This is a genomic window from Bacillus sp. L_1B0_5 (assembly GCF_000836715.1).
Lineage (GTDB): Bacteria > Bacillota > Bacilli > Bacillales > Bacillaceae_G > Bacillus_A > Bacillus_A thuringiensis_S.
Window position 1 is genome coordinate 25,417 of record NZ_JXIS01000034.1, and the last position, 12,463, is coordinate 37,879.

The following is a 12,463-nucleotide window of genomic DNA, read 5'->3' on the forward strand; positions in this document are numbered from 1 at the left end:
AAGAGATTACGTCAGCTATGAATTCACATGAATTTAATTAAAAATTCACTACATGATAAACAGCCAAACTCATATATAATTGAGCTTGGCTGTTTCGTTTTTAATTATATTAAAATAATTTAATTCGAATCTTCTTTAAAGGCTCTGTTTTATCCCTTACCTATTCCCTACTATGATTGTGTAATTTTATTAGAAACTAATAATTTTCCAATGCATTTCGGTAACATATCTAATAGTGTTTCAAATGCGTAGTTTACATCTAGACGTTCTGTCCATTGATGTGCATCTTTTCCTACCGGCCCCATATTTAATACTGGAACATCAAATTCTTCTAATTCCTGAAGCGGAATTGAATAACCTTTATCCCATAATGGCATATTGTCTACAAGCGAACTCATTGAATCCAGTGGATACTGCAAGCCTACATAGCTTAAATCTGAAATCCCCCCAAAATAATTTTGGTTTTCAAATGTAATTTTATGATTGTAGTGTGCATATTTTTCCATTTCTACAACTACCTCTTTTATTAAAGGATTGTTGCGTGAACTCACAGCTGGATAGTACGGCGGAGCGAAGAAAAGTACAATCATCGGTGCCTTTTCTTTACATAAAATCGCTAATTTATCTACTAAATCAATCGTTACCGCACGATCATCTTTATCTTCTCTATTTTTTATAATATTAGATTGAATATGATTTATTTTTTCTTGTCCATGTTGCTCAATTGCATATGTGATAAGCTCTTCATACGTTAATACATTTACTTTGAGATTAGGTGGTATGAACGGATTATATTTAGAAAAACGATATGCATGTTTTTCATACGAATCTTCTATTTTCTCTGCCACTTTCGTTACTTTTTGACGTAACAATGAAACTACATCTGTCATTGATTTTTCTAATAAAAACAAATTAAATAATGTAACTGCACGATGTGGAATTTGTACAGAATAATCCTCTTTTAAGTCCCTTTGAAGTAAGTTAGTTGGCGGAGGACTCGCTTCCCCTTCTACAATATCACAAAGGTCTGTGTTTAACTCTAATTCTGCTGTTATTAATGAGGCCATATAACTCCCATTTAAGCCTGCAAAAGGTTCACCTACATGTGTCTCTTTTCCGTAGCAAAGAAAACCAGGTAACACTTTACCAATAGAGCCAGTGTAAATATACTTATTTTGGTCACCAGGATGTCTTGAAAACATAGGCTCTGAGTTTAAGACCGTTTTATAATCTAAGTTATGCTCTCTTGCTAAATCTAACAGTCTCGGAACAGCGGCCCTCATCCCTACAGAATTCACTTCTTCATCTGGTACAGCCAATAAAAGAACATTCCCATCGAATCTTCCTTCACATGCTTGTTCAATCATTGCCATTTGTAATGCAAGGCCGCATTTCATATCCATTGTTCCCCTACCAAACAGCCATTCTCCATGTTCTATATCTTCACGTACATGGTCTGGAAGTTCATCTTTATGAGAATAAAACATAGATGTTAACTTTTTAGGATTAAATGCATCTTCTTTCCACACTCCGTAATCTTGTACATCTACAACATCAAAGTGACTTACTAGAATTACAGTATTTTTTGTACTATCGCTTTTCTTTACTAGTGCTGTAACAAAATATCGTCCGTCCCCTGTCGGTTTTTTTTGTAAATGCTGCGGGTTTTCTTTGAAATACTGTAATTCAGATAATTGTTCCACAACAAAGTCTGGCAATATTACTTCAGCTTCTGAACCGGTAATACTAGGAATTTCAACAAGACTGCTTAATAATTGAATCAATTGTTCTTTTGATTGCCACTTTGACATATAAATCCCCCTATTTTTCCGCATTATGAAAACAAATTCCAGTATACGAATAAAAAATGACGACAGCTATCAAAATTATATTTCTGATGTACTGCCGATTTTTATTGATATTTCATGAGCTGCTTGTTTTACCTTGCTAATAAGAAAAGATAGTCGATCATCATTAATACGATGACTAATTAATCCAACACTTAATGCTCCTACTACTTTATGATTAAATCCGATAATAGGTGCAGCTACTGAAGCTGTCCCTTCTGTTTTTTCACCATAACTGACAGCATATCCTTCATTTTTTATTTGCTTTATTTGATTAAGAAGAATTTGCTTTTGTTCTGGTAATGAAGAAAGTAAATTTTCTACAATATGTTCCATTTCATTCGTTTTCATATTGGCAAGCATCGTTTTATTTGCGGCACCAATTGAAAGTGGAATTTGTTCCCCTAGATTATCGATAACTCGAATTTTTAAAGGACTATCAATTCTTTCAATGATAATAGAATGTGTTCCGTTTGGAATATTTAAATAGACACTTTCCTCCACTTCAGCAGCCAAACGTTTCATCACTTCTCTTGCAACAGATCTGTAGTCTACCTTCTCCAATTGACGTAACCCTATTTCCATCCACATTGGTCCAATTTTGTACTGTTTTGTCTCTGAAATTTGTGTAACTAACCCATGCTCCATTAAAGAGTTAAGTAATCTATGTACTGTACTAACCGGGAGATGTGTTCCATCAGCTATATCAGAAATAGCCCAATACTCTTTTTCATTTGTAGAATTCAATAATTTAATAATACTTATCGCTCGATCAATGGACTGTACCATAACTCGCCTCAACTTTACTCGTAATATGTTAGTATGCTTAATTAACTATCAATTTAGCAAACATTCGAAATGAAATCAATCTATTTATTTAATTTTCTAACAATAAAAACATATCACTAACAAAGAATTGAAAACGCAAACAAAAAAATATTGACTTTTCTTTTTAATTATCTGAAAATTATAACAAGATTTCACATCACGGAATACATTCCATAATACGGAAAAACACCAAACTTTATTCTATCAACTATGAAAGTGAGGAAAACAATAGCGCAAGTAAGCAATACAAACAATGAATTAAAACGGACGATGAAAAGTAGACACTTATTCATGATTGCACTCGGTGGTGTGATTGGAACGGGGTTATTTAACGGATCTGGCTTTATTATAAGTCAAGCTGGACCTGGCGGATCCGTACTTGCCTTTATGGCCGGTGGATTATTAATGTATTTCGTTATGCTATGTCTTGGTGAACTTGCTGTAGCCATGCCTGTTTCAGGTTCTTTCCAGGAATATGCCACTAAGTTCATCAATCCTGCAACTGGCTTTACAATCGGATGGTTGTATTGGTTAAGCTGGGCGAATACGACCTGTCTTGAATTTACAACTGCCGGCATTACAATGCAGCGCTGGTTTCCTGATATTCCTGTTTGGGTTTGGTGTTTAATATTTGGCGTTACAATCTTCACTATTAACGCATTATCTGCTCGTAGTTATGCAGAAACAGAATTTTGGTTTTCAAGTATAAAAGTATCTGCCATTATCGCTTTCATTATTCTTGGCGGCGCCGCTATGTTCGGTTTTATTGATTTAAAAGGTGACGAACCCGCTCCGCTATTATCAAATTTCGTAAATCATGGTGGTTTATTCCCAAATGGACTTGCCGCTATTCTTTTAACAATGGTTACAGTCAACTATTCCTTCCAAGGTACAGAACTTGTTGGAATCGCAGCAGGTGAAAGTGAAGATCCAGCAAAAACTTTACCTCGTTCTATTAGAAATATTATATGGCGCACAATGTTTTTCTTCGTCTTAGCAATCTTTGTTCTTGTTGCTTTAATTCCTTGGGAAGAAGCTGGATTAACAAAGAGCCCATTCGTTGCTGTTTTTGATAATATCGGTATTCCATATGCAGCTGATATTATGAACTTTGTTATTCTTACTGCTGTTCTTTCTGTTGCAAACTCAGGACTATACGCTGCTACTCGAATGCTTTGGTCTTTATCAAAAAACGAAATGGCTCCAGCCTTTTTAAAGAAATTATCATCACGTGGGATTCCTCTCAACGCTTTAATCATGACGATAGCTATTTCTGCTTTTTCTCTTTTGACAAGCGTAGTAGCTGCTGAAACGGTTTACTTATGGCTCATTTCAATTTCCGGAGTCATTACCATTATTGTTTGGATGTCAATTTGTGTTTCTCAATTCTTTTTCCGCAAACATTATTTAGCAGACGGTGGAAAATTAGAAGACTTAAAATTTAAAACACCACTTTATCCACTCGTACCAATTCTTGGTTTTGGATTGTATGGCATTATATTAATCAGTCTTATTTTTATCCCAGAACAACGACTTGGAATCTATTGCACTGTACCATTTATCATCTTTTGCTATACCTACTATCACTTTAAAGTTAAGAAAAGAATATCTACTAACACTCATAGTGAAAGTAAAATTAGCGAGACTTCGTAATATTTGACGATACATAAAAGACCACACATGGCGTTTCACTTCATGTGTGGTCTTTTATCGTTCCTTCTCTCATTTCCCCCTACTATTGAAAGAATTATTTATAACACTTTAAGTTCTGGATTGCTCAGGTGAACTTTGGGTTGAAAAATGAGCATTTCTATACCTTTCCCAAAATTTCAAGTTCTGCTAATGATGTTGTAGAAAGTGTTAATGTAGTAAATACTATAATACTAACAATTACTATTTTTACTATTCATAAGTTGATGATTCTGCTTACTATTACTGTTTTGTTTTGATATATTTAATATATATTTAAAGAAAGACAGGAGTTAGATACGATGATAAAAGGTTTTGGAGGAATATTTTGGAGAACTAAGAATCTTGATGTTATAAAAAAATGGTACAGTGAAGTGTTGAAACTTGATATAGAAGATTGGAATGGAACTGTGATTAAACCCCAGTTAGGAAATGAGACCATCTTTTCTTTCTTTACAGAGAATGACAATTATTTTCCAAAAGAACAACAAGTGATGTTAAATTTCGAAGTACATAATCTAAACGAGACTATAAAGCATCTTGAGAATATTGGTGTACCTCTTGAGAAGAAAGAAGAAATCAGTGAATTTGGAAAGTTTATTTGGATTAAGGATCCTGAAGGTCGATTGATCGAACTTTGGGAGAAATAGTGGATTATACTTATTTACTATTAAGTTAACAGCTGCGTTAATACATCAAGGTAAATAAAAAAGTCGATTCCTTTAACTCCACAGGAAATCGATTTTTTTGTGGAGTTAAACTTCTTAGCTTTGTAAATTCTCATTTTTCAAATTCTACCCTATGGCCACCAACTTAAAAACATAAAAAAACGCTATTCTTACGAAAAGAATAGCGTTTTTCATTATTTAAATATGATTTCATCTGAATTTAATAGATATATCCCCTCTCCTACAAAAGTAGTAGAGTGTTCATTTAAACACTTACTACCTCAGTGGGATTTATCACATTCCAATTTCAATATAATAGTAAATAGGTATATCGGATATAGATGTACATTACTAGGCTTATACATATTTCAACTTTAGAATTACATTCACTATTTAATTGGTAGTTACCAATAAAGAAAGGAATGATCATAATAATACAGAACATATACGAAACTCATTTACATGTAAGAAATTTAGAAAAGGCAATAAATTTCTATCAAAACAAGCTAGGATTAACGTTAGCAAGAAAACTCTCCAAAAGAAGAGTGGCTTTCTTTTGGGTCGGAGAAAATAAACAACAAATGCTTGGACTATGGGAAGTAAATAATATCGAAGACTTTGAGCCGAGACATTTTTCTTTTGGTGTAAATTTAGAGTCTTTAATGACTTCTAAAGCGTGGTTAGAGGAACGTGGAATAGAAGTGATAGGAAGTCAAGGAAAAGGAAATCAAGAGCCAATTGTCCAAAGGTGGATGCCCGCTGCAAGTGTATACTTTCTAGATTGTGATGGAAATAAATTAGAATTCATTTCTATGTTACATGAGAATCCAGATGAATTAGAATATGCATCCTATTTAAGTGTATGGAATACGGAACACCAAGAAAAATGAATGAAATCTCCGTTCAAGTCTTTTCTTATTTTTAGATATAATGTTGTACTATCCCCATGCCCATCAACTTAAGAATTTAGAATCCCCCCCCCAAAAAACGAAATTTCGTCACAAGTTGTCACAAAATTTCGTTTTTTAGGTAGTTTTATTTTCTTAGCTTGATTTCGATGAGCGGTACCCCATAAAGGCCCCTGATACATAATTGATGTTCTGCTATTTGTAGAAAACAATCCACTTATACCATTTTAACAAGAAGAAATATCTCGTCCATGTTGTAATATTGGCTTACGTTAAGCTTGTGAAAAAATCACATTCATGTATAATACAATTGATGTATGATACAATAGTTGTAGGAGGGTGACCTTTTTGAAAAGAGAAGATGCCTTAAAACTAAGAAAAGATATCAAGAAAATGATTATAATAACTGGGGTTTTTGAATCTCAAAATTTGCCCAATGGACCATTTGAAAAACCTTTACCAACTTCTCAAATGATGGCGTTAGAAGAACTAGAGGTGGAAAAATTAACTGTTTGGCAACTATCCAATAAACTTAGATTAGAGACTTCAACTGTAAGTAGATTGGTAGATAAATTAGTAAAAAAGGGGCTTATTTATCGTGAAGTAAATGAAAAAAATAGAAGAGAACTTTTTCTGCACCTCACAGAAAAAGGTCACATAACTGTTAATTGCTTAAGAGAGCAATCCATTACATTTTATCAAAGTATTCTCAATAATTTATCAGAATCAGAACAAAAAATAGTTGTGGATGGTTTTGAATTATTTATTGATTCTATTTCTAAGCCTTTTGATTAGAGTGAGGTAAGTCATAACATTTGGAGGATAAAATGAGTTTGCATTTTGAACGTCCTATTATTGAATTAAAAGAGAAATTTGATGAATTAAAGAAAATTATGAAAGAAAATAATGTAGATTTATCGTCAGAAATTCATGAATTAGAAAAACGTTTAAATAAAATGCAAGATAAAATTTATTCTAATATTACACCTTTTCAACGAGTTCAAATTGCAAGGCTACGTAACCGACCCACGACATTGGACTATATACCTTTATTGTTTACAAACTTTCTCGAACTTCATGGTGATCGATTATATGGTGATGATAAAGCAATGATAGGTGGTATTGCAAAATTTAAAGGAATGCCCGTTACGGTTATTGGTCATCAAAGAGGTAGAAATACAAAGGAAAGTATAGAAAGAAATTTTGGAATGGCACATCCAGAAGGTTATAGAAAAGCGCTAAGACTTATGAAACAAGCTGATAAATTTAATCGCCCTATTATTACATTTATTGATACAATAGGCGCCTATCCAGGGATAGGGTCTGAAGAACGTGGAATTTCTGAAGCGATAGCTCGAAATCTATTTGAAATGACTACACTTAAAGTGCCAATTGTTTGTATTGTAATTGGAGAAGCATCAAGTGGTGGAGCTCTTGGCATTAGTGTCGGTAACCATATCCATATGTTAGAGTATTCATGGTACTCGGTAATTTCGCCAGAAGGAGCAGCATCTATCCTATGGAAGGACGCTAAGTATGCTCCAGAAGCTGCTGAACATATGAAAATTTCAGCAAAAGATTTAAAACATTTAGGAATTATTGATGAAATCATTCCTGAAATTAAAGGTGGAGCACAAAATGATATACAATCACAGGCAAAAATGATTGAATCTGTAATCGAATCATCTCTAAAAAAATTGATACTATTATCCTCGGAAGAGCTTATACAACAGCGATATGAAAAGTATAGACAAATAGAGAATTATAAATGAAAGTATTTAAATTCCGTATTACATTTCGGAGGATTATCACAAAAAATTCTAAATATTTTGTAAGTAACCTCTTAAACTGGGATATGCTGATACTATCACTCTAGAAAAGATGTGTGATCGGTATGGAAAAGGATAATTTGTTCAAAATGGATCAACGTGGTGTGTACTATATACCGCGACTCAAATTAAACAATAGGATATATGTCAAAAATGAATTTCCTGAATACTTTCGAAACGGAACAATAAAAAAACAATATCAGTACATCAAAGTTGATTTAGAGCACATCATGGATACCTTAAAACCAGGACAGTCCTATGAAATAAAAGAAGCTTATTTTGGAAAGGATAAAAAACTATTCACTCGGGTGATTATGTATCGATTAACAGAAAAACAACTTCGTGAGCGTATGAAAAAACAAGTGTACACAGAAAGTACACTTTGTTTTCATTTTTAAGTTGATGGGCATGTGTACTCCCCCCTTTTGCTATTAATTTTCCGTTATGAACAGTTATCATAACGGAAAATTAATGACAACTCCATTTGTTAACATAATGTATTTACTGTCAACTTATATTTGTACTTACGTACAAGCAATTTTCTAATCTGCTTCAATTATAATTTAAATCATTTAATTTTTCTTCTTATCTGGCATCTACTCTTTAAACAAAAACTCCCCTTAAATCGAAAATGATTAAGGGGAGTTTTATATACGATGCAATTATAGTTCAGATTTCACCCGAACAGAAACATTATTTTTAATTATATTTTTGACATCTTTAAAGCTAACAAAATTGTTACTTTTCTCATCCCAAAGACGGAAACGGAGTGAACGCAAGCTTGTAGCAAGCGTAATCGTTGGTACATTTTTTAAAGGAAGCGTATTGTTGTGTGCCTCTTCTAATTTATAGTTAGGTACTCTTGGACTTAAATGGTGAACATGATGGAATCCAATATTACCCGTTAGAAATTGCAAAATTTTTGGAAGTTTATAAAAAGAACTTCCCTCCACTGCCGCTTTCACATATTCCCACTCTTTATCTTCTTCAAAATAAGAATCCTCGAATGTGTGCTGTACGTAAAACAACCAAATACCTATTGAACCTGCTATTAAAAATATAGAACCATGTACTAAAAGAAACGATTGCCATCCAATTGCCCAGCAAAGCATTCCTATAATAGCAACGATTAAAATATTCGTTAAATATGTGTTCATACGTTCTTTTTTTCTAGCACCTTTTCGGTTAAATCTATTTTTAAGCAGGAAAACATAAATCGGGCCTAACCCAAACATAACGAATGGATTGCGATATAAACGATATGCTAAACGGAGTCTAAATGGTGCTGCTACATATTCATCTACTGTAAGCGTCCAAATATCTCCTGTACCTCTTTTATCCAAATTACCACTCGTAGCGTGGTGAATAGAATGCTCATGCCCCCACTGATCAAATGGGAATAATGTTAAAACACCCATACACGTTCCAACTATTCTATTTGCACGTCGACTTTTAAAAAACGAATAATGGGTGCAATCATGAAAAATAATGAAAATCCTTGTCATAAATCCAGCGGCTAACAGTGCTGGAACTAATGTTAACCAATAAGAAACTGACAAACTTTTATAAGCAAGGTACCATAAAATAATAAATGGCACGATTGTGTTGATCAGTTGCCAAACACTTTTTTTAATCGTTGATTTTTCAAAAGGAGCAACTTGTTTTTTTAAATTTTTAGTATTTTCTAAGGTCATTGTTCTAATTCCTTTCCTTTTTGTTGCTAATTCATATTATAGCACACTATTAGTATCAGGTGTTAAAAGTAGCTATAATAAATATTTTATACTATAAAAATCTCTTTTTTCTTACTCATTACTTACAAATTTCTTACGTCCAAAATAGCTTCTATAATTGGACAGACGGAGCATTTTATATATCAAAGAAACTTCGAATTTTTCCAATAAGTACATAAAAAAACAGAGAGTTTTTTCACAAGAAGAAAAGAGCTACCATAAGTCAATTTCACCGACTTGTGGCAGCTCCTCTTCTTTTTACCTTATTTTATCGATGAAGCCAAACTGCACCTGCAGACTTGTCTTCAGCTTGGCCTACCACTTCAAACTTCAGTCCTAATTTTGGTAACTTACGTCCTGCATCAGGAATAATGCTGTTGATGTATTGCTTAGAATCATCAAATTTCGCCACTCCTGGTAATCCTTTATAATCAAAGATACCGCGAGTTGGTGAATTTACTTTCCATGCTGGCGTTTGATCAAATGAGAATGCCGCATCGGCAATTTGATAACGCGTACTGCTCTTCACAGTAGGTTGTCCGTTTAATGTCCCTACAATTGCCTCTGGATGAGAATCTACAACTCCTAAGAACCCTTCACCTGGATGAATGCCTACCCAGTTATCTGTAAAGCTTTGATCCGCATACCATACAACCATTCCTGTATTAAATACTGGGCCACGTGCATGTTGTAACGCAGTGTCAGAACCAGCGTAATTTCTCCACTCTACATAGTAATTATGTTTTTTCTGTTCAAATCCGTTAGACACAGTAAAGCCTTTTAACGTCATTGCTGGCTGACCTTCTGCATCATCAGAGAAAACAACTTTTCCATCTACAGTTAAGGCTGCATTATCTAACGCAAATCCTTTATAAGCTACTGCAATATCTGTTAAGTACTCAAATTGCAGTTTTACTTTTTTTCCTTTGAATTGGCTTAAATCGTATGATTTATCAACCCATTTACCATCAGTTGTATCCGCGCCGCCTTTTACATCTTTTTCGCCCATTCTATCAATGCGTGTCTTCGTTCCATCTTCTGCAATCGCATATACGTCAAGGAAATCATACTTCGCTTCAAGTTCGTAAAATGCCTTATAATCGAACTTAGCATCCTTTGCATTTGTTAAGTCAAATACTGGTGTCTCAAGTGTTGTATGAATGTCATTTCCTTTTGTACTATAATAGAACTTCTTACCAAACGCCGATTCGATATTTTTTATATCTTTGTCCGGCAAGTTAACACGAACGATTCCAGGTCGTTTAGATTTTGTAGTACTTTGATCTACATATGTTGCAACACCGATGCCTTTGCTAAGTTTGTCATAATCTACTTCAAGGATATTCGCCCAGTTCCCCTTCATATTCTTTTGGAAAAACTCTTTATTTTGTGGTGAGAAACTCGTTGGCTCTGTTCCTGCAATTTTTCCAGCCCAGCTACCACCACTCATAATAGACCATGACTCAACAGGTTCACCTTGTCCTGAGTACTTTGTATCATATTCATCTGGTAAACCTAAATCATGACCATACTCATGCGCAAACACACCAACTGCTCCGTCTTCAGGCTCGATTGTATAATCATATGCAGCCATCTTTCCACCCCAGTTCGAAACAGAAGATTTCGTGCCATCAATTGCATATGGTTTTGAACCTAGTTTTGAACGATGTGACCAAATCGCATCATCTTTCAATTTACCGCCGCCAGCTTCTTGACCAACGCCAGCATGTACAACCATTAAATGATCAATAATGCCATCTGGCTCATTTTTATTTCCATCACCATCTTGATCGTATTGATCAAATTGGTCATAGTCTGCTAAATTGATTCCTTTTGCTACCGCTGCTTTTAATGCTTCTTTCACAAAATCTTTTGGTCCTAAAGGCCCCTTGTTATCATGCCCAGTACCCGCATCAGCACCATAATCTGATGCTTTTCCTGGAACAGTAAGCCATTCTGTTACAGTCCCATCAACTGTATAGCTACCACCAGATTGCTCTTCATAATATTGCTTAAATGTGTTAATCTTCGATCCATCAAATAAAGTGAATGGTTCATCACCAAATAACATTTTTTGATAATGTTCACGATTAAAGTCCTTAGAATACATGTATCCTGGCTCTTGATCAATATTGTTATGCTTAAAATCGCTAAATTCTACAAGTAAAACAAGTACTTTATCTTTTCGAACAGCTCCATTGTATTCTTCTTGCTTCGCTGATGTAGTAGGTACTTTTCCATTTAATTTCCCTGGATTTAATGCTGCACCTTGTCCAGCTACTGGGCCTACTTCAGGCTGCTGTGCCTGCTCATTTTCCTTCATTTTTGCATCTTTTACTTTTTTCATAAAATCAGAAGCTTCTTGTGTAAGACTATCTCCTGTTAAGATTTCTTTCCCAGGGTTTTCCCCTTTCTTTTTCTCAACATATTTTTCGACAGCCTTTGACGTCTCAGCTTGTGATGCAGATTGATCAATTACCCCCCGTTGTTTTAGTGCTTCTGCCAAACGCTCCTCCGGTATTAAGTGCTCATCTATTGGTAGAGATGATGTTGGTGTCTCAGCATACGCTGCGTGACCTCCAAAAGCAAACGTACTACTTAGTACTGCTGCTGTTGTTAATACGGCTAATGGTTTTAATTTCTTTTTCTTTTTCAATGCATTTCCTCCCCAGTGTCTGCAAATTATCGTTTTTTGCCGATAACAACATAATATTCGTTATAATACGAATATTCAATCTTTTTCAACAAATAAAATGTTGAGAAATATTGAATATTCGTTATAATACGAATATTCAATCTTTTTCAACAAATAAAATGTTGAGAAATATTTTTTTATGCAGAGAGAAATACAAAAGATAGAAAAACAAACAGGCTCTCCTATAAATAACAGTGAACTTTTATATGTTCTTAGTTACAATTAAAATCCAGTAAATCTGAAGTGAACCCTGAAAACGGGACACC

General features: G+C 34.2%; 9 protein-coding genes and 1 pseudogene. 6 read left to right on the forward strand and 4 right to left on the reverse strand.

Translation table 11 applies throughout. The features are described 5' to 3' along the window. Nucleotides 1–170: 170 nt before the first annotated feature. Complete coding sequence (locus tag RT27_RS11450) at nt 171–1,835, reverse strand: M20 family metallopeptidase (protein ID WP_142397263.1); 1,665 nt, start codon at nt 1,833–1,835, stop codon at nt 171–173. Nucleotides 1,836–1,886: 51 nt separating this feature from the next. Continuing rightward, complete coding sequence (locus tag RT27_RS11455) at nt 1,887–2,636, reverse strand: IclR family transcriptional regulator (protein WP_043936197.1); 750 nt, start codon at nt 2,634–2,636, stop codon at nt 1,887–1,889. Between the two features lie 267 nt (nt 2,637–2,903). On the opposite strand from RT27_RS11455, the gene RT27_RS11460 reads away from it, so the two are divergent. From RT27_RS11460 to RT27_RS11485, 6 genes and pseudogenes are all read left to right on the forward strand, one after another. After that, a complete protein-coding gene (locus tag RT27_RS11460; RefSeq protein WP_043936207.1) occupies nt 2,904–4,328 on the forward strand; it encodes an amino acid permease in 1,425 nt (474 codons plus the stop codon). A 338-nt stretch (nt 4,329–4,666) separates the two neighbouring features. After that, the gene (locus RT27_RS11465; RefSeq protein ID WP_016081144.1) at nt 4,667–5,014 is read left to right on the forward strand and encodes a glyoxalase/bleomycin resistance/dioxygenase family protein; all 348 of its coding nucleotides are present in this window, start codon (nt 4,667–4,669) and stop codon (nt 5,012–5,014) included. Between the two features lie 449 nt (nt 5,015–5,463). Next, nucleotides 5,464–5,922, forward strand: a complete 459-nt coding sequence (locus RT27_RS11470) for a VOC family protein (protein WP_043936209.1) — start codon at nt 5,464–5,466, stop codon at nt 5,920–5,922. Between the two features lie 366 nt (nt 5,923–6,288). Continuing rightward, nucleotides 6,289–6,735, forward strand: coding sequence for a MarR family transcriptional regulator (locus tag RT27_RS11475; protein ID WP_000817653.1), 447 nt, complete (start codon nt 6,289–6,291; stop codon nt 6,733–6,735). Nucleotides 6,736–6,767: 32 nt separating this feature from the next. Next, nucleotides 6,768–7,712, forward strand: a complete 945-nt coding sequence (locus RT27_RS11480; protein ID WP_000052088.1) for an acetyl-CoA carboxylase carboxyltransferase subunit alpha — start codon at nt 6,768–6,770, stop codon at nt 7,710–7,712. A gap of 131 nt (nt 7,713–7,843) precedes the next feature. Continuing rightward, nucleotides 7,844–8,146: pseudogene (locus RT27_RS11485) on the forward strand (IS4 family transposase); the annotation flags it as partial. A gap of 285 nt (nt 8,147–8,431) precedes the next feature. Here the strand turns inward: RT27_RS11485 and RT27_RS11490 are convergent. Both RT27_RS11490 and RT27_RS11495 read right to left on the reverse strand, forming a co-directional pair. Then, nucleotides 8,432–9,463, reverse strand: a complete 1,032-nt coding sequence (locus tag RT27_RS11490; RefSeq protein ID WP_000171497.1) for a fatty acid desaturase — start codon at nt 9,461–9,463, stop codon at nt 8,432–8,434. Between the two features lie 307 nt (nt 9,464–9,770). After that, the gene (locus RT27_RS11495; protein WP_043936203.1) at nt 9,771–12,158 is read right to left on the reverse strand and encodes an immune inhibitor A domain-containing protein; all 2,388 of its coding nucleotides are present in this window, start codon (nt 12,156–12,158) and stop codon (nt 9,771–9,773) included. Nucleotides 12,159–12,463: the final 305 nt, after the last annotated feature.